The sequence below is a fragment of the Chryseobacterium sp. JV274 genome, from assembly GCF_903969135.1.
In the GTDB taxonomy this organism is placed as follows: Bacteria; Bacteroidota; Bacteroidia; order Flavobacteriales; family Weeksellaceae; genus Chryseobacterium.
The window spans coordinates 3,472,448-3,490,413 of the sequence record NZ_LR824569.1 but is presented as its reverse complement, the minus strand read 5'-3'; the positions used below and the strand labels follow the sequence as shown (position 1 = coordinate 3,490,413).

The window sequence follows — 17,966 nt, the reverse complement described above, 5'->3', positions numbered from 1 at the left end:
GTATAGCAGTTAGAAAATTTGTTTATGAAAAATAATTGTAATACCTTTGTAAAATAGTTTTACAAAAAAACATAGCTGATAATCAACAATTTAATTATTTTTTGAAAAATTGACAGATTTAGATCTATTACACTTTGAGCAGCTAAAAAAGGATGTTCAGGGTCAATACTTAAAAGAACATACCCCTTCGCAGGATGATATATCCAAGTGGAAGGGTATTGATATTATATATTTTCAGGAAGACCTGCGTAAAAAAGCGAAAGGGAACATCAGTGAAAAGTCATTTTACACCTATTTCAAAAGTTCACCGGTTACTAAATTACCAAGGATAGACATGCTCAATTTATTGAGTATTTATGCAGGTTACGACTCTTGGTATGAGTTCAAAAAGCTGCATCTTTTTGCGGGTGAATTGCTACAGGAAAATGAAAATTCTGAAGAAGAAGATCTTAGTGAACTTGAAAAAACAGTTTCTACAGCTCCTGATATTCCAAAAACTGAATTTCAGCCTAGAAAAACCGAAAACACCACCCAAGAAAACATTGATTTACAAAAATCAAATACTGATAACCAGCAAGTTAACCAAAATAACAATACCGCTCAGAAAATTGAAATTTCATCCGTTCCACCTAAGAAAAATTTCTTCAAAAAGAACGCCTGGGCATTCGTTACTTCCGTTTTAATTACGATCACCGGTCTTTTGGGATTTAAAGATGTTCTTTTTTCGAAAACTTATAAATATTGTTTTATCGATAAAGATAGAGGAGTTTCTGTAATCAACACTTTAGAAATAATGGTGGTGAAGGAAAACGAATCTCCATTGATGTATAAAATAAAACCTGGTGAGTGTTTTTATTATTCTACTAAGGATAAAAATTTAAAAATGCGTATCAGCGCTCCTTTCTACGAGCCTCTGGAAGTCAACAGAAACCTTGAGAATGCACCTGAAGAGGAAAAAATAGAACTAAAGCCGGACGATTACAAGATGGCCGTGTACTATTTCTCGATAAAAGACATCAAAGGAGGAAATCCGGATGAACAGGTTGCCCTTATCAAGCAGAAAAGAAATCAGCTGGAAAACCTGATCAGCAGCAATGCTGTAATTTATCAGGTATATGACAATGACACCTATGGAATAGAAAGACTGGATAAACAGAAATACATCACTCTGGTCACTACTCCTACAACTTCACTGAAAAATCTGAATGTAATAGAAATGAAAAAGGATAACAAAGGTAAAATTGTATCCATCAAATTTAAAATTGCTACCACAAATGAAAAGAATAAGTAATTTTTTAATTTTCACCGTACTTCTGACATTATTTATTGCTTGTAATAATAAAACCTCAGAGGTAAGCGACCTCGATAAGCTACGAAACAGCAACAATGAAAAGAGTTATCCTGCAGTACAGATGGACAGCATGCAGGCGATCAATTCTATTACCAAACAGAAAGTTCAGGAACTTTTTGACCTTTCTACTCTTTATCTGTCCGGAAACAGAAATACAGAAATAGATACCGTTATTTATTCACAAATGGAAAGTTATTTCCATAAACCGGATTCTTTGACATTTAAAAGATTACTGAAAGAACTGGATAGCATGAAAGTAAAAACAGCAAAGGTGAGCAACCTGAATGTTTATAAAGAATTCTATAAAAAAGACACACTGGACTATGCCAAGTTTAATGTGGAATATTTTGATAATAAAAACAGATCTCTGGGAAGCTTTGAAAAAAATGCACAATATATACTGCTGTCTACTTCCAAGCTCAAAAAAGAGTTTAAATTCTACTTTTTAGATTTCTATTCCCCACCGATTAAGAAAGACAGTACTTCAGTAGGAGTAATTAAATAGTCTACAGGAAGATCATTTTCCCAGACATCATCCACATATTCATCGGGGTCAAAGTAATTGACTCCGATTTTTTTGGTATATGCTGATATATGCTGGAATAATCCATCATAAAAACCTTTCCCATATCCTACTCTATTTCCATTTTTGTCACAGTACAGCAATGGTGTAATCACATATTGAAAATTATTTTCACCTGAATCTTCATTGGAAACAGGCTCCGAAATACCCCAGCTGTTGGTTTCAAAAACAGTATTTTCAAAGATTTCAATACTAATAAGCCTATCACCCACAATTTTAGGAACATAAACACGTATATTCTTCGCCAAAAAATACTGAATGAAGATTTGGGTATCAATTTCTTTTCTTGCAGGAATTGGGATGAAAACATGTACTTTTTCCCCTTCCTGAGGATTGAAGTGATCAATAAAATTTTCAAAAATCTTTTCAGATAACAAGAAAGCCTCATCAGAAGACAAGGCTTTTCTTTTTTGGGTATATTTTTTTCTAAGCTCAGCTTTTAGCATAATTATTAAGTTTTTAGAACTGAAATAATTTTTACCGGACAAGCTTTCACAGCTTTATCGTTTATTCCTGACTATGCGTTTTGCACAATTCTGTACAGTTTATCAGATAAACGAACTCTGAATGGAAGTTCGAAAGTGATCTGATCTCCAATTTTTGCTATTTCACAAGGACCTCCATTTGCATAAATTTCAGTAATAGTAATTTCCTGTTCTCCAGTTGTTGGACCTGAAATTAATACTTTATCTCCAACTGACAAATCTTTATGTTCAATTAAGAACTGTGCAATTTTTGATTTTGAGAAATAATGCTCTGCCTTTCCAATCAGTTCTTTTTTAACCGCAATTTTTTGGCGTATATTCTTTGTTTCTGCTTTTGCTAAAGGTTTATCAGATAAATCACCTGAATTTTTAAATTTCAAGGCATCAGACTTCCCTTTTCTGAATACTTTATTTCCAACCTGTAATCCTTTTCTTAGCTTCACCTGTTCGTCCCAAGACAGATGTATAGTATCCAGACATTCTGTAGAACAGCAGTTCTCCATTATTGCTTTACACTCATCACACTGGATAAACAGAAGGTGGCATGCATCATTAGCACAGTTGGTATGGTTATCACAAGGTTTTCCACACTGGTGGCACTGTGAAATAATATCATCTGTAATTCTTTCCCCTAAACGGTGGTCAAATACAAAGTTTTTACCTATAAATTTACTCTCTATTCCTTCTTCTTTAATCTGGCGGGTATACTCAATGATTCCTCCTTCCAATTGGTAGACATTTTTAAAGCCTTGATGTTTGAAGTAAGCACTTGCTTTTTCGCAACGGATACCTCCGGTACAGTACATCAAAAGGTTTTTATCTTCTTTAAAATCCTGTAACTGTTCATTGATAATCGGTAAGCTTTCTCTGAAGTTTTCCACATCCGGAGTAATAGCTCCTTCAAAGTGTCCTACTTCACTTTCATAGTGATTTCTGAAGTCTACAACGATTGTATTCGGATCTTCAAGTAAATTATTGAACTCCTGTGCTTTTAAGTGAATTCCTTTATTGGTAACATCAAAAGTTTCGTCGTTCAAACCGTCAGCAACAATTTTATTTCTAACCTTAATTGTCAATTTTAAAAAAGAATAGTTATCCTGATCAACAGCGACGTTCAAACGGATTCCTTTCATAAAATCATAAACTTCAAGCGTATTTCGAAAAGCCTCAAACTGATCTGCAGGAACACTCATCTGAGCATTAATTCCTTCTTTTGCTACATAAATACGGCCAAGTGCATCAAGGGCATTCCAGGCTATAAATAATTCGTCGCGAAATTTTTTGGGATCTTCAATTTTGGCATACGCATAGAAAGACAAAGTAAGACGGTCTTTACCGGCTTCATCAATAAGTTGAGCTCTTTCTTCTGCGCTTAAGGTGTTATACAGTTGCATGCTATAAACGTTTTAAGTGAGAATAAAATTTTTGCAAAGATAATCATTTTTGAATTAAGTATCTTTATGACACAAATCACAGGTAATGAATAATGAGCGGCCAGCATTGAATAATTAGTAATAAATAATGGAAAACAGAATGTATTTTACACCCTACAAACTGACATTTTTTCTTTAATATTTTTTTAAGTTTTGTTAACCTTGACATTAACAATTATGACATAAGACATAAAATGACATAATAGCCGTTAAATTTTAGTTAAAATTGAAACATAGCATACTAATTGCTTACTTATTTAACATTAAATTTGTTTACTCAAAAACATAAAATAGAAATTAATTAATAAACAAGAAAGATATACAATGAAGAGTACTTTAAAAAAACTATTACCATTTGCAGTAGTAGGAGTTATTTCCGGAGCTACTACCGTTGGAGCCATACAATATTTAGGACACAGCTCCAACAATGGAGATCAATCTTACTTCACAACGTCAGCACCTAACACCTCATTCGCAGGAATGAATACGGGGGCAGTAGGTGACGATTTTGTAAAGGCAGCCAAAACAACCGTTCCGGCTGTAGTTACCATCAAAAATTACCAAAGCAGAACAGCAAGCAGAGCTTCAGAACAAGACTTGTTCGACTTTTTCTTCGGAGACCCTTTCGGGGGAAGAGGCCAGGGCCAGCAGAGACAGAAGCAGCAACAGACCCCGGACAATATGCCATCAGGAATGGGTTCAGGTGTCATCATCTCTCCGGATGGGTACATCATCTCCAATAATCACGTGGTAGCAGGTGCCAATAAGCTGGAAGTAGTATTAAGCAATAAAAAATCATATATCGCAACTCTGGTAGGAACTGACCCAAATACGGATATCTCACTACTAAAGATTGAAGAAAAAGGTCTTCCTTACTTAAATTTTGCAAATTCTGATAATATTGACGTAGGACAATGGGTACTTGCAGTAGGAAATCCACTTGGATTAAATTCTACGGTAACAGCAGGTATTGTTTCTGCAAAAGGAAGAGGTATCGGAATTTTAGGAGGCCAGGGAAAAGCAACTAATCCTATTGAGAGTTTCATTCAAACGGATGCTGCAATCAACCCGGGTAACTCAGGAGGAGCTTTGGTGAATACTAACGGGGAGCTTATCGGAATCAACTCTGCGATCCAGTCTACTACAGGATATTATCAGGGATACGGATTTGCTGTTCCTTCTAACTTAGCCAGAAAAATTGTTGAGGATATCAAGAAATTCGGAATTGTACAGAGAGGATTCCTGGGCGTTCAGTCTCTGGACCTTTCCAATGACCAATTGGTAACTTCATACAACAAACAGTTTAAAACGAGTCTGAAAGTAGGTTCAGGAATTTATATTACAGGATTTGGTGACAATAGTGGTGCTGAAGATGCAGGATTGAAAAAAGGAGATATTATTACCAAAGTAGACAACTACGATATCACAGACTTTGCTGATCTTTCAATGTCAATCGGAAGCAAGCGTCCTGGTGATAAAGTTCAGGTAACCTATTCCAGAAATGGTAAAGACGGTACGGCTACTGTAACGCTTAGAGACCAGAAAGGAGGTACTTCCACGAGAACAAAAGCAGATCTTAGCGTAACTGAAAAAATCGGAGCTGAATTCCAAAGCATTGACGAAAGAACGAAAGCATATTACGGCTTAACTAGCGGAGTGATTGCTAAAAACGTTTTAGAAGGAAGCGAAATGGCCAAAGCAGGAATTGTAGACGGTTATATCATTACAGAAATCAATGGTAAACCTGTAAATTCACAGAAAGATGTGGAAAGTTTATTGAATAAGTTCACAGGAACTATACAAATAAAATATATGGACGACTACGGAAGAAATTACCAGAGAGGATTCAAAATGCCTTAATCAGAAGACAAAATTAGTTTTTCATATCAACAAAAAACGCTGCAGAGATCTGCAGCGTTTTTTATTATTTATTTAGGTTTATTCATTTTTTCAGCAATTCTTTTCTGCTTGTTCCGCTCATAAATAACTTCTACAATCTTACCTCCAATCCAGGAAAACGGAAAAAAAGTAAGGAAAATAGAGATCTTATAAAATGTAGGATGGTAAGGAAATATAATCACATCCAGCATAGCAATAAAGAGCATAATAAAACCAATCAGAATAGCATAAGCTACTTTAGCATATTTAACGATGATGGCTGTTGCAACGCCCCCAATAGTAGTTCCCAATCCGGAAATAAACAACAGGAAGCCAAAAAACGCCTGATCATCTTTCATACTGAAAAGAAACCTCTGCCAGTGCTCAAACGGAGCAAAAGCCTCAAAAGTAACCCATTGCGGAAAAACCCTTATACCAAGAGTAATAATAAGCCCTGCAATGCCAAGACCTACCAGAACCGCAATTGTATTTCTTATAAAATTCATTAATCCTGATGTGCGATCATAGAAATTTCGATATCCACATTTTTAGGCAGGCAAGAAACCTGTACTGTTTCACGGGCAGGATAGCTTTCTGAATCTAAGTAAGAAGCATAGATATCATTCATTACAGCAAAATCATCCATGCTCTTAAGGAAGATGGTAGCTTTTACAACGTTTTTGAAAGTCATTCCGGCTTCAGTAAGAATTGCCTCAAGGTTTTTCATTACCTGGTGTGTTTCTTTTTCAATTCCTTCTACCAATTTACCAGTTGCAGGATCTACAGGAATCTGTCCGGAGATATACAAAACTCCGTTTGCCATATTAGCTTGTGAATAAGGACCGATAGCTGCAGGTGCATTAACTGTGTTGATTATTTGTTTCATAGCGGATATTTATTTTTTTCTAAGGTCATATGCCATCACTTTTGCCAGTAAGAAAATCCTGTCAGCAGTGATTTCATTAGAGTTTATTTTGATTGCAAATATAAAATTTATATTCTCAAATGCCAATCTGATATTAGAAAGGTGCATTAGGCTGGGTAAAGCTTCTGTCTTTGTACTTCAGTGCGTCACTTAAGATATTGGCTTTTATACCAATAAAGAAGTCATACACTTTATACTGTCCGAAAGGCACCCAGTTGAAATTGATGGTAAAACTTCGCTGATCTCTTGAGAAACCAATTCTTGTATACGCCAATTCTTTTGTTACCATATCATAATGCGTACTTCCTGTAATATTCCAGAAAGGAGTCAACTTAAGGCTCCCGTCTAATCCTATGGACGCAATTTTGTTGGCAAATCTGCTCAGTCCTTTTGAGTAGGCATAATTAGCACTGATGTTTAAAGTCCATGCCTGATCAAAATGGGCGTAATGATCATCATCAAAATAATAATTTTCATTTCGGATCTCTCCTTTTGAAGAATATTTTTTAGCATAATCTGTTTTCTCTCCAAAAATCTCACTGCTTAAAGGATAAGATAACTGAACATTGAATCCCTGTACACTGAAGTGCCCGAACTGTTCTGTTCTTACCCCTGAATCCTGACCAGAAGAGAAATCTATTTTATAAGGCTCCAGCGCAAGACTGGTATTTACCGTAAGTTTATTATTGAAGAATGAAGACTGTCCGTTGATTGAGAATACAGACCAAGGGTGGTCATTAGCAGCGAAATTATAGCTTCCTGAAAGGTTTAAAGATTCAAATATCTTGATTTTTTTCACTCCTGTGGAATCACTCTTAGACTTTACTTTCATCTCGATATTGTTACCGATATTGAAACCTAAAGCACCCTGCATTCCACTTGACGGGCTTCCTATGATCCCTTTTTCGAAAATAGAATAAGGAGTCAACGCTCCGGTTGCATTGTAATAATTTTTATAATATCCGAAATTAGGACTTGAAAAATCCGGAGAATAGGTGAAGCTTACACTTGGAGTCATCATATGTCTTACTGCTTCTACTGCAGATCCTTTTTTAAATTTCATCATCCCGAAAAGGGTGGTCTGAAGACTGGCAGAAGTAGAGAATGTAGAATATCCTGTAAAGTTCTTATTGATCTCATCTACTGTTACATTCTTTACCGGATCATAGAATCTGTTCAATGTTTTTGTAGTCAATGCATTGTCGATATTCGCACTTAAACTGAAAGTGAAATATTTTGCCACTGTGGTATTGGTAGCCAATGCAATATTGTTTTTAAGACCTGTCTGCATTTTGTCCCACATTTCTTTTTTAAACAGTTCGTTCTCCTGAGTATTAACAAAATTGGTAAGGTTGAAACCTGTATTCACTGTAATATTTTCAAGAAGTCCCTGTCTTATTCCCGTTCTTGATTTAAACAGATAAAACTGGTTAATTGCTACGTTCATCTGTGGAAGACGAAGGTCTGCCAATCCTGTTGCAAAGTTTTGTGAATAAGAAGCCGTTCCTGTAATTGTTGCCGGAAGTTTCAGAAATCTTTTGGTAAGGGTTACCGTAGAGTTCTGCTGGGTATTCAATACATTCTGGTTGAAAATATAGTTGTTGTTAAGAGGATTATTATAAAACTTTGTACTTACGATATCCACAGAAGCACTGAATGTAAGAAAAGGATTGGCTTTAGAATCCTGGGAGTGCGTCCAGTTTATTCTATAAGTACTGTTCTTTGTATAATCATCTAAACCTTTAATACCTCTTACCATGGTTCCAACATCCGCTGTAAAGTTTCCGGAATAACGGTACTTCTTCTGATAATTTACCTGAGGCCGTAAATTCCAGCTTCCTTTGGTATAAATATCAGCAAGAATCTTCACGTCAAAGTGTTCCCCAATTGGCTGGTAATACCCTATTCCATTAAGGAAAAACCCTACATCTTCCCTTTCCCCGAAACTCGGAATCAGGATACCCGCTGCCCTTTTATCTGAAAACGGTAAAATAGCAAAAGGAAGGTAAAGAGGTGTAGGAACCTGCTCAATAAACATCTGGATAGGCCCGGTAACGATCTGGGATTTGGTTTTGGTTTTAATCAGCTTAATATTGTAAGCTCTCATAAAATAATCCGCGGCGGTATCTTTTTTCTTAATGAAATAATCATCCGTGGTATAATCCGCTTTTCTCATCGCGAATACGGAGTCGTTATATTTTTTGGTCTTCTGCGCTATAATTACCCCTTCACTTTCTTCTGTTCTTGCATTGAAAGCAATTGCCTGTTTGGTTTTTGTGTTATAGCTGAATTCGTTGGTTTCGTATTTTTTCCCGGCCTGTGTTGTAATTACAGGTTCAATAATTTTTCCTAAAGAATCTTGTTTTCCTCTGGCGTAGATCAGATTTTTATTATCATCTATGGAAATATAGTCTGCATCAATCTGCATATCCTGATACTTCACCTGCGCATTTTTGTTCAGAAAAGTCATCTTTTTAGGGACATCTCTTCTCTGATCATCAGCTTTTGTGCGAAGAACATCATCCAAAGTTTCTTTTTTTACAACTATGGTATCCTTTTTGGAAATAGTATCATTAACCGCATTTTTAGGCAATTTTTCAGGAGTTTTCTGTGCTAAAAAATTGTTAAAAATTAGGATAATTAAAATTTGTAATATATTTTTGAGGACGGTTTTGGCCAATTTTATTATATATAATTAAGGCCCAAAATTAATATAATTTTTATAACTGTAAGATGCACAAACAAAATTTTAAAATAATTTTATCATTTCTCCTTATCCTGACCAGCAACTTTATTTTCTCTCAGAAGAAGTTTACTATCGTTCTGGATGCGGGACACGGAGGAAGTGATCATGGGGCCAACAGGACCTATTCCGATATTGGAAGAGTCGCTGAAAAAGACATTACACTTGCCATTACGTTAAAAGTAGGCTCAATGTTAGAGAAAAACAGAGATTTCAAAGTTATATATACCCGTAAAATTGACGAGTATCCTTCTCTATCTGACAGAACCAATCTGGCCAACAGGAGCAAAGCAGATCTTTTTGTATCTATCCACTGTAATTCCTCCCAAAGACCTACAGCTTATGGTACAGAAACATATGTACAGGGACCTAACCAGAATAACGAAAATCTTGAGGTAGCCAAAAGGGAAAATGACGTGATCTTCCTGGATGAAAAAGATAAGCAGACCTTCGGATCTTATAATCCTGACTCTCCGGAGTCATTAATTGCCTTAAAACTTCAGCAGAACAAATATCTGGAGTCCAGTCTTCTTTTGGGAGGATTGGTAGAGGATAACTTTGTAAATAAAGACAAGCGTTCCTCAAGAGGTGTTTTCCAAAAGAACCTTCACGTTCTCCGTATGAATGCCATGCCATCTGTACTGATAGAAACAGGCTTCATCAACCATCCTGAGGAAAGCCATTATATTGCTTCGGATAAAGGGCAGACTGAAATTGCAGAAAGTATTTACAATGCTATTATTGATTATAAAAAAGCAGTTGACAGAAAATCGGGAGGTTCTATTGCAGTCAGAAAACCAGAGCCTGAAAAACCTGCAGAAGTTCCTTTGAAAAATGATTTCAGAATTCTACTCATGAGTTCTCCTACGAAATACAATGAAAATGATCCGGCTCTGAAAGGCCTGAACTATATTCTTACTCTTAAAGAAAACGGACAGTACAAGTATTACTATGCTGTAACCAATATGGCCTCTGTAAAAGATATTAATCTTAAAACAGCCAAGGATGCAGGTTTTAGAAATGCTTTTGCAGTAGGATTTATGCCTAATCAAAGGATTAATATGGGATACTACACCATAGAAGTATATTCGGGTGATAAACTGAATGGAAATTCTTACATTCTTCAGAACCTGAAAGATGTGGAAAGAGAGAAAGACAATGGCGTTTTTTATTACACTTATGGAAAAGTATACACGTTGGAAGATGCAGCAAAACTTCAAAAGGAGCTTGAAGCTAAAGGTATCAAAAACACGGTGATACAGAAAGTCTATAAATAATTAAAAAAAATAATTTTGAAGTTAAAAAGTTAATGATTACTTTTGCAACCTCAAAATTTGGCCTATTCGTCTAGTGGTCAGGACTCAAGATTTTCATTCTTGCAACAGGGGTTCGATTCCCCTATAGGCTACAAACTTATCAACCTTTAACGAATCCGTTAAAGGTTTTTTTATGGCTTATTTTATACTGTATTTTACTTTCAAAACCAGCTTGAATATTTTCTGAGAACTCTTTTTAAAATTAATATTCTCCAGATTTTTACAATGCTCTGACAAAATTTATTAGCAATTGCAATATTCTAACAACCTGAAAATTAATATCATTATAATATAGGGCTTTTACTTTTATCGTAAAAATTCATTCCATTTATGTTATATGTCACAAAAGCATTATATTTGCAAAAATTTTAGCCATGATTGGTCACCCAAATATGGCAGCACTGATGAAAAATAATATTGATAAATCATTGTTTGTAGTTTTCTACAGGCTACCAAATTTTATATCATGCCGGATTTAAAAATACAAGAAGCGAAATTGCTTTTTAAGAAAATCCACTCTAACCCAAAAAGTTACGATTTACAAATCAATGAAGACGGGATTACAGGCAGAGATGATAAAATCAGTTTCAGACTTTACAGGACTGGAGAGAGGGTTGCTTTTGAAGTAACAATTGATGGACTCACTTTCACCAACACCACTGGAGAATGGAACAATGCATTGATCATGCTGGGAAATACGATCAAAAAATTAGAAAAAGAACAAGAAAATTTAAAAATAGAACAAGCAATAAATAAACTAAGAAAGTACCTTTCAGAAGAAAATTAAAATTTTTGAAAATAAATTTGGTAGTTTTAAAAAAAGTTTATAGTTTTGCACTCACATTTAAACGATATGGCAAATCATAAATCAGCACTAAAGAGAATCAGACAAAACGAAACTAGAAGACTTCGTAACAGATATTACCACAAGACTGCTAGAACAGCTTTAAAAGCTTTAAGAAATGAAGAGAACAAAGCTGCTGCTACAGAACAACTGCCAAAAGTTATCGCTTTATTGGATAAATTAGCTAAGAAAAATATTATCCACAAGAACAAAGCGGCTAACTTGAAAAGCAAATTGACAAAGCACGTTAATAAATTAGCGTAAAAATATAGCTGGCCCGTTCGTCTATCGGTTAGGACCTCAGATTTTCATTCTGGTAAGAGGGGTTCGATTCCCCTACGGGCTACTTACATCTTATAAAACCACTGTAATAACGGTGGTTTTATAAAGATCACAGTAGAAAAGCTATATATAAAATAAATCTAACCGGCCCGTTCGTCTATCGGTTAGGACCTCAGATTTTCATTCTGGTAAGAGGGGTTCGATTCCCCTACGGGCTACAAGATTAAGAGTTGATACTTATAAAAACAAAAACTAACACATTATTTCGGTAATGGAAGATAGAGGGCCCGTTCGTCTATCGGTTAGGACCTCAGATTTTCATTCTGGTAAGAGGGGTTCGATTCCCCTACGGGCTACAAAAGGATTTTTTCGAAAGTCCTTTTTTTGTTTTATACATACATTCGGACCATCTTTACCCGGCAGTATCTTACTTATTTAATCACCGGATCTCCTAAATTACCACACTACCCTATCATTTTGGGAATCCTCCATTGAATTATACCCAACAAAAGATACTCTTCAATTTTTGCATCTTCCTCTTATACAATCCAAAGAATCAATAGTCTTTGTCATCCGATAACAAGACCATATTAAATTTCATTAAAAACATCACCAATAATGGAAATATTATTTTTTACTTGGTCTATTAATCCTTAAATTTGGCTAAAACTATTCACAATAAAAATAAATAACATGAAAATTAATTTACTTCTGGGAAACCGATTCTCTTTTAAGGCCGGATTAATGGCTTTATTTCTATTTTCAACCAGCACATTATCTTTTGCACAAAACAGAATTTATGCACACGCTCAAAGCTCAGGTGTATTTGGTGTAGCCTGCCTGGGATGTCACATCGAGAATCCTTTGAATGCAGTTGGGTATAACGAAGATGACTATTCAACAATGGTATTGGGAACAGCTTTGTTGGGTGGAATTCAACAAACACTGATTTTTCCTGACCTAAGATCAGACACAAGACTGGTTGTAGGAATTGGTACAGACAACATTCCATTATCTGTACAGTTATTAAGTGGAGTAACTCTTGAAACTATGAATGGAGGCACTTCTAATGAGGACCGCAGAACGATAGATGTAAGTCTTCTTAAACTGGGAGCAATACCAAACAGAGGAACAGTAGAATTCAAGCCGACAAAACCTTATGACGGAATAAGAATAGGCTTAACGGGAGGTGTACTGAGTCTTGGCGGCGGATTCCGAATTTATTATGCTTATCAGGATCCATTGATCAGCATTATGGCCCACAGTCAAAACGGACAGGTTACACTTGGAGGAAATGTTCCGGCAGAAGGCTCAGAAGTCACATTATTCAACACTTCTGGTAAAGAAGTATTTCGTTCTACATTACAATCAAACACTTTTGAACCGAGACAGCCTGAAGGAGTTTATATAATGAATGTGCAGACTAAAGAAGGAAAAACATATTCCAGAAAAATTTTAATTAAATAATAAAATAAGCGATATGATACATGCGGTAGACTTTTAACTACCGTATTTTTTTGCATTCATTTTCAGCGAAATACAAAAACAAATTATTAAGTAAAAATAAATTCATAATTATAAATATCAATAAATTATTAACAAATCACATAAATATGAAATAAAATAAGCAACATAATCATTTTATTTATAAATTTACACGAAACTAAAACCCAAAATTTTTCTACATATGAAAACTTATTTATTACTTGGCCAACGCACCATGAAAGCTGCAGTTTTGGCATCATTCCTATTTTTAACAAGCACAATGTCTTTTGCACAGATTGTGAAAACCTATGTAAGCAGCCAAACCAACCAGGTATTGGGAGTATGCTTAGGCTGCGGAGTATTGAATCCTCAAAATGCAGTAGGAAGTAACGAAACTGACTACTCTACTATCCAGGTTTCAGTAGGCCTTTTGGCGAGAACGGAACAGACATTGATCTTCCCAACGACCAATATCGCCAATAACACCAATAAGCTTGTCATTGGAATTGGTTCAAATGGTACTCCACTATCTGCTCAGGTATTGGGAGGTGTATCAATTGAGACATTCAATGGAGATGTTTCCAACAACGATCGCCAAAATCTTAGTACCAGCCTGCTCAACCTTGGAGCTGGAGACCCAAGCAAAGGTGAGATTGAACTTACCATGAACATTCCTTTTGACCGTATCAAAATCAATGTGAATTCAGGATTACTAAATATTGGTGGTGAGCTTAGAGTATACTATGGATATCAGTACAAAGATCCGTTCATCAATTTCATGGCTCACAGTCAGAATGGACAGTTTACTCTTGACAAAAATATTTCTACACAAGGTTCGGAGGTTAGTCTTACCAATACTTCAGGAAAAGAAGTATTCCGTTCCAAGCTAACATCAAATACATTTGAAACAAAGCAGCCACAAGGAGTATACATCATGAACCTTACTACGAAAGAAGGAAAAACTTACTCTAAAAAGGTAATCATCAAATAAAAGATCCACAACAGATCAAACCCGGCAGGCTTTTCAAGCTTGCCGGGTTTTTTATTAGGAATAATGTGTTACTATTTTTCATGATAAAAAAATCTCTATCACTTCATAAATAAACCCTGACCAAAACTGGCCAGGGTTATATTAACAAGATTTGCTATCTAAAATAGTATTAGTTTTTAATTACTTTTTGCTGATATACCGCTTTATCTGTAATGGCTTTCAAAATATAAATACCTTTTGGAAGCGCGCTTACATTGATTTGTCCGTTGTTCAGCTGCGCATTAAACATTCTTCCTGAAGCATCATACATAGAAACATTCTGGATTTTCTCCTGTGTTTTGATGGTAAGAATATCAGTAACCGGATTCGGATAAATACCAAATTCAAGTTTCTTAACCTCAGCAGTTGCCAAAGTTGAAGTAGTACTGTTTACTGTAAGCGTTTTTTCTACTAACTTACCATTTGAGTTAAACTTGATCACGATATCAGATGTACCTGCAACAAGTGGTGTTAAAACCAGCTCATCATTATCATTAATTACTGCAGAAACTGCTGTAGGATTACTGTTTGATTTGATAGACTTCACAACTGAAACAGTCATATTGTCTGCATCAGAAACTATTGATTTCAAATCAATCGCAGTAGTATTTCCTGCTGTAACCTGTGAAGGTAAAACGTTACTCACAACAGGAGCTGAGTTATTGGTAAATACCGTTAATGCCGGGAACCAATAGTAATCATTCAAAGTTTTTGTACTGATAAGAGCTCCGGCCATATTATAAGTATGGATCCAGTTTTTCTGATAGTGTGCTCCGTATCCGCTTTCTGTTGTGTTCAGAACAAGTTCACCGGTAACAGGATTTACACGAAGAGCCGCACCGTAAGGAATCTGCTTAAATTGTCCTGTCTGCCCTGGAATTGCGGCAAAGTTTTCGTTAAATGTTTTCGTTGTAACGTCAAATCTTACAATCTGTGTTCCTGAACTCCAGCTGCTGATTGAATTGATCCAGTATAAGGCATTTTCTTTATTACTTGCTGAAAATTTACCAGCATTCCATGCTCCCCAATCTCCAATATATTTCGTTGTTGGGATATTGTAAACCTGTGTGGCAAAAGTAGTGGGATTGATGCTGATCAGCTTCTGATCCTGAATTCCCCATACGCTTCCGTCTTTAGCCTGAGCAACAGAATAGAAACCTCCGGCAATGGTACTCACTACCGTATCTGTATTAGGATTAATTACTAAAATTCCTACTCCCTGCTTCACTGCGAATACATATTGTGAAGTACGGATCATATTTCCAATCTGTCCGCTGCCGCCAGTTCCGGCAATTAAAGAACCTACCTGTAAATTATCAATGTTGAAAAGAACAATTCCGGTAGAAGTACCAATATATCCTTTGTGCTCATTTACTCCTACAAATGACCTTCCATCACCGCCTCCAATGTTATTAAACCCGGCAATTTTCTGCATAGTCTGTGCATTAGCTACAACAAGTCTTCCTCCCGGAGTATATTGAGTATCTCCTCCATCGGCAGCCTGTTTTGATACAAAATAGAATTTGTCTCCATAGATGGTTCCATATTGTGTAGTTGCACCGAAAGCCTGGTTGTTGTTTGCATTACTGTACACACGGTAATTGATCTGACCGTTATTGTCAATAAAGTTCACAGAACCGTTGGTATGACCAAACCATTCTTCGTTCACCATGAAATATCCGTTGGTAAAGTTATTGGATGCTACATAAGGAGAAACAGGGGTAAGCGTAGATGAAATTGGGGTAGAATTAAAGCCTACGTTAAAGTTCCAGACATCCCATGAGCCGTTTTCTAATACACGTGAAGAAGCTCCTACGCTGGAATATCCGAAATCAGCATCTGCAGGGTTTTTTACCCAATAAGACCAATACCCGTTAACCGTCCATCCGGACTGCCAGTGATCGTTGGCAGCATCTACGATGGTATAACTGTCAAAATCATAAGCTGTTGTATTAACGAAACCATTCACCGGATATAACGGATAAGTGGCATTTCCGCTTTTGATCAGTGCATTGGTACCTTGACCGTTTATGTCAAAACCTATTCCTCCTACTGCTGACCCAAATTGTGTTCCCTGATACAGCAATGTGTAAAGTCTGTGATCTGCTTTAGCAATAGCTTTAAGCATATCTTCACCTGTAGCATTCCCGTCCCATTTGAATCCCCAAACCATAGCGTCAGGGTTTTTACTGTCGTTCCACTGCACTACAAAAGCAGCTTGGTTAGCTCCTGATCCTACCCAATACTGAATATCAGAAAAACTGATTGTGGTGGTATTAAGCTTGCTGATCCCCGAAATATCATTTCTGGGTACGCCCTGAACTTTTATCTGTGCATTTGATAGACATGCAAACAGAAAAAGCATCATAAAAAGGTAAAACTTTTTCATTTTTTATTAATTTAAATAGATTGAATTATTATTTGAAATGTAAATCGTAGGCTCCTGCCACTTCTGTAGAAACTTCTCCCAGCCAGCCAGCTTCCTGATTGACTCCTGTATATATTTTCATAAAATCTACCCCGGGAAGTTTCACATATTTTCCGTTTCTGTCTACAGCCCATGAAATATCAATATTGGAAGCTTCGTCATTATTCGGAGCATTATCAGCGTATCCGAAATCATATGACTTTCCTACCCAATACGATCCGTCACCATTCTGATCGTAAAAATTGTTTGCCAGTCTTGTTCCCGAAAAGCCGTAAGAACTATCGGTAAACCATAAAGGATAATAGCTTTGTGCATGGAACGTATTTTTTGTTTTAAAACCTTGATTCCCCAGATTATCATTCCACTTGATATATTCTACATCGGTCTGCCAGAATTCGGTTCCGGCTACAGGTGTTTTATTTTCATCAGGTTTATGGTACGTTATACTGTACTCTTTTACTGTTGCGTTTTTAAAATATTCGCTGCCTGCAATTTCATACCATTCATCATTATCAGGTTTTCCGTTTTTGTTTCTGTCGTAGGCTACCATAATAATTCCCGGCTCACATGATCCTGAACGTTGATCACTGGCATCATTTCCAAAGAATGCATTTCCTAACACTTTAAAATCCCTTCCGTTCAAATTCGGAATGGTATGATCAAAACCGAAAACCACATATCCGCCATATCCGCCCAGACTGATCATGGTAGAATTACCTCCCACCAACGATTCGTTTGCTTTCTGAAGCATATTTGCAGCGGTATTTCCAGGCATATATTCCGGAATTTCATTCATGAACTGTCCTACAGCAGGACGGAATTCCAATACTTTAGCAATATATTTACTGTAAGGTGTTTTCTCTTTGGTAACAATGATTTTAGAATGATAAACCTGTTCGTTTCCTTTGTTATTAATTTTTAAAGTCAGCGGATAAGCATCTGCTGTTGGGCTGATAAATTCAAGTTCTGAATTTTGAGAGATAATAGAATCATTGATACTCCACGTAACCGATCCTGAAGCATTGGTTGGAATACTCAAAACCTTTAAACGTTCAATGGAATAAGAATCATCAAGACCGTTAAAGGTAAACTCCTCTTCATCATCGTGCTTACAGGCTATTACACCTGCCAGGAAACATGATAAAACTCCGATTTTTAAATAAGTAAAGGTATTTCTCTTCAT

Annotated in this window: 15 protein-coding genes and 4 tRNA genes; 12 read left to right on the top strand and 7 right to left on the bottom strand. The window is 36.1% G+C overall.

All coding sequences use genetic code 11. The features are described 5' to 3' along the window. Positions 1–109: 109 nt before the first annotated feature. Both CHRYMOREF3P_RS16060 and CHRYMOREF3P_RS16055 read left to right on the top strand, forming a co-directional pair. Entirely contained in the window at positions 110–1,291 is a 1,182-nt protein-coding gene (locus tag CHRYMOREF3P_RS16060; RefSeq protein ID WP_077413566.1) for a hypothetical protein, read from the top strand. Continuing rightward, the gene (locus CHRYMOREF3P_RS16055; protein WP_077413565.1) at positions 1,275–1,856 is read left to right on the top strand and encodes a hypothetical protein; all 582 of its coding nucleotides are present in this window, start codon (positions 1,275–1,277) and stop codon (positions 1,854–1,856) included. Before CHRYMOREF3P_RS16060 ends, CHRYMOREF3P_RS16055 begins: the two co-directional genes overlap by 17 nt. Here the strand turns inward: CHRYMOREF3P_RS16055 and CHRYMOREF3P_RS16050 are convergent. Both CHRYMOREF3P_RS16050 and CHRYMOREF3P_RS16045 read right to left on the bottom strand, forming a co-directional pair. Next, the gene (locus CHRYMOREF3P_RS16050; RefSeq protein WP_077413564.1) at positions 1,805–2,380 is read right to left on the bottom strand and encodes a 5-formyltetrahydrofolate cyclo-ligase; all 576 of its coding nucleotides are present in this window, start codon (positions 2,378–2,380) and stop codon (positions 1,805–1,807) included. The two genes, CHRYMOREF3P_RS16055 and CHRYMOREF3P_RS16050, sit on opposite strands and share 52 nt — an antisense overlap. A 71-nt stretch (positions 2,381–2,451) precedes the next feature. Beyond that, positions 2,452–3,813 (bottom strand): rhodanese-related sulfurtransferase, encoded by a 1,362-nt coding sequence (locus CHRYMOREF3P_RS16045; RefSeq protein ID WP_077413563.1) that lies wholly within the window; start codon positions 3,811–3,813, stop codon positions 2,452–2,454. A gap of 363 nt (positions 3,814–4,176) precedes the next feature. Between CHRYMOREF3P_RS16045 and CHRYMOREF3P_RS16040 the strand changes: the two genes are divergently transcribed. Continuing rightward, the gene (locus CHRYMOREF3P_RS16040) at positions 4,177–5,712 is read left to right on the top strand and encodes a trypsin-like peptidase domain-containing protein (protein WP_180565036.1); all 1,536 of its coding nucleotides are present in this window, start codon (positions 4,177–4,179) and stop codon (positions 5,710–5,712) included. Positions 5,713–5,780: 68 nt separating this feature from the next. Here the strand turns inward: CHRYMOREF3P_RS16040 and CHRYMOREF3P_RS16035 are convergent, their stop codons facing one another. The 3 genes from CHRYMOREF3P_RS16035 to CHRYMOREF3P_RS16025 all read right to left on the bottom strand — a co-directional run bounded on the left by CHRYMOREF3P_RS16035 (position 5,781) and on the right by CHRYMOREF3P_RS16025 (position 9,335). Continuing rightward, positions 5,781–6,236 carry a hypothetical protein gene (locus tag CHRYMOREF3P_RS16035; protein WP_047376540.1) on the bottom strand — a complete coding sequence of 152 codons (456 nt, stop codon included), beginning with the start codon at positions 6,234–6,236 and terminating at the stop codon, positions 5,781–5,783. Further along, on the bottom strand, positions 6,236–6,616 hold the full coding sequence (locus CHRYMOREF3P_RS16030) for a RidA family protein (protein WP_034694591.1): 381 nt from the start codon (positions 6,614–6,616) through the stop codon (positions 6,236–6,238). The genes CHRYMOREF3P_RS16035 and CHRYMOREF3P_RS16030 overlap by 1 nt, the downstream gene beginning before the upstream one ends. Positions 6,617–6,749: 133 nt before the next feature. Next, the gene (locus CHRYMOREF3P_RS16025) at positions 6,750–9,335 is read right to left on the bottom strand and encodes a putative LPS assembly protein LptD (RefSeq protein ID WP_077413561.1); all 2,586 of its coding nucleotides are present in this window, start codon (positions 9,333–9,335) and stop codon (positions 6,750–6,752) included. Between the two features lie 53 nt (positions 9,336–9,388). Between CHRYMOREF3P_RS16025 and CHRYMOREF3P_RS16020 the strand changes: the two genes are divergently transcribed. From CHRYMOREF3P_RS16020 to CHRYMOREF3P_RS15980, 9 genes are all read left to right on the top strand, one after another. After that, complete coding sequence (locus CHRYMOREF3P_RS16020; protein ID WP_175627180.1) at positions 9,389–10,675, top strand: N-acetylmuramoyl-L-alanine amidase; 1,287 nt, start codon at positions 9,389–9,391, stop codon at positions 10,673–10,675. Between the two features lie 59 nt (positions 10,676–10,734). Continuing rightward, positions 10,735–10,806, top strand: a tRNA-Glu gene (locus CHRYMOREF3P_RS16015). Between the two features lie 374 nt (positions 10,807–11,180). Beyond that, positions 11,181–11,501 (top strand): hypothetical protein, encoded by a 321-nt coding sequence (locus tag CHRYMOREF3P_RS16010; protein WP_047380487.1) that lies wholly within the window; start codon positions 11,181–11,183, stop codon positions 11,499–11,501. Between the two features lie 66 nt (positions 11,502–11,567). Next, positions 11,568–11,822: a 30S ribosomal protein S20 gene (rpsT, locus tag CHRYMOREF3P_RS16005; protein ID WP_002983073.1), complete on the top strand. Its 255-nt coding sequence runs from the start codon at positions 11,568–11,570 to the stop codon at positions 11,820–11,822. 10 nt (positions 11,823–11,832) lie between these two features. Next, positions 11,833–11,904: transfer RNA gene (locus CHRYMOREF3P_RS16000), tRNA-Glu, on the top strand. Positions 11,905–11,986: 82 nt separating this feature from the next. After that, positions 11,987–12,058 (top strand) — tRNA-Glu (locus tag CHRYMOREF3P_RS15995). 66 nt (positions 12,059–12,124) lie between these two features. After that, positions 12,125–12,196, top strand: a tRNA-Glu gene (locus tag CHRYMOREF3P_RS15990). Between the two features lie 337 nt (positions 12,197–12,533). Further along, the gene (locus tag CHRYMOREF3P_RS15985; protein WP_077413560.1) at positions 12,534–13,307 is read left to right on the top strand and encodes a T9SS type A sorting domain-containing protein; all 774 of its coding nucleotides are present in this window, start codon (positions 12,534–12,536) and stop codon (positions 13,305–13,307) included. Positions 13,308–13,527: 220 nt separating this feature from the next. Further along, entirely contained in the window at positions 13,528–14,316 is a 789-nt protein-coding gene (locus tag CHRYMOREF3P_RS15980; RefSeq protein WP_077413559.1) for a T9SS type A sorting domain-containing protein, read from the top strand. A gap of 169 nt (positions 14,317–14,485) precedes the next feature. Here the strand turns inward: CHRYMOREF3P_RS15980 and CHRYMOREF3P_RS15975 are convergent, their stop codons facing one another. Together CHRYMOREF3P_RS15975 and CHRYMOREF3P_RS15970 are read right to left on the bottom strand one after the other, a co-directional pair. After that, positions 14,486–16,744 (bottom strand): DUF5074 domain-containing protein, encoded by a 2,259-nt coding sequence (locus tag CHRYMOREF3P_RS15975; RefSeq protein ID WP_180565035.1) that lies wholly within the window; start codon positions 16,742–16,744, stop codon positions 14,486–14,488. A gap of 28 nt (positions 16,745–16,772) precedes the next feature. After that, complete coding sequence (locus CHRYMOREF3P_RS15970; RefSeq protein ID WP_180565034.1) at positions 16,773–17,966, bottom strand: cell surface protein; 1,194 nt, start codon at positions 17,964–17,966, stop codon at positions 16,773–16,775.

Excerpts from the sequence above, each read along its gene's own strand:
- CHRYMOREF3P_RS16055 (WP_077413565.1), top strand. The coding sequence starts at position 1,275 with ATGAAAAGAATAAGTAATTTTTTAATTTTCACCGTACTTCTGACATTA.
- CHRYMOREF3P_RS16020 (WP_175627180.1), top strand. The coding sequence starts at position 9,389 with ATGCACAAACAAAATTTTAAAATAATTTTATCATTTCTCCTTATCCTG.
- CHRYMOREF3P_RS16045 (WP_077413563.1), bottom strand. The coding sequence starts at position 3,813 with ATGCAACTGTATAACACCTTAAGCGCAGAAGAAAGAGCTCAACTTATT.
- CHRYMOREF3P_RS15975 (WP_180565035.1), bottom strand. The coding sequence starts at position 16,744 with ATGAAAAAGTTTTACCTTTTTATGATGCTTTTTCTGTTTGCATGTCTA.
- CHRYMOREF3P_RS15985 (WP_077413560.1), top strand. The coding sequence starts at position 12,534 with ATGAAAATTAATTTACTTCTGGGAAACCGATTCTCTTTTAAGGCCGGA.
- CHRYMOREF3P_RS16040 (WP_180565036.1), top strand. The coding sequence starts at position 4,177 with ATGAAGAGTACTTTAAAAAAACTATTACCATTTGCAGTAGTAGGAGTT.
- rpsT (WP_002983073.1), top strand. The coding sequence starts at position 11,568 with ATGGCAAATCATAAATCAGCACTAAAGAGAATCAGACAAAACGAAACT.
- CHRYMOREF3P_RS16030 (WP_034694591.1), bottom strand. The coding sequence starts at position 6,616 with ATGAAACAAATAATCAACACAGTTAATGCACCTGCAGCTATCGGTCCT.
- CHRYMOREF3P_RS16035 (WP_047376540.1), bottom strand. The coding sequence starts at position 6,236 with ATGAATTTTATAAGAAATACAATTGCGGTTCTGGTAGGTCTTGGCATT.
- CHRYMOREF3P_RS15970 (WP_180565034.1), bottom strand. The coding sequence starts at position 17,966 with ATGAAGAGAAATACCTTTACTTATTTAAAAATCGGAGTTTTATCATGT.
- CHRYMOREF3P_RS16010 (WP_047380487.1), top strand. The coding sequence starts at position 11,181 with ATGCCGGATTTAAAAATACAAGAAGCGAAATTGCTTTTTAAGAAAATC.
- CHRYMOREF3P_RS15980 (WP_077413559.1), top strand. The coding sequence starts at position 13,528 with ATGAAAACTTATTTATTACTTGGCCAACGCACCATGAAAGCTGCAGTT.
- CHRYMOREF3P_RS16050 (WP_077413564.1), bottom strand. The coding sequence starts at position 2,380 with ATGCTAAAAGCTGAGCTTAGAAAAAAATATACCCAAAAAAGAAAAGCC.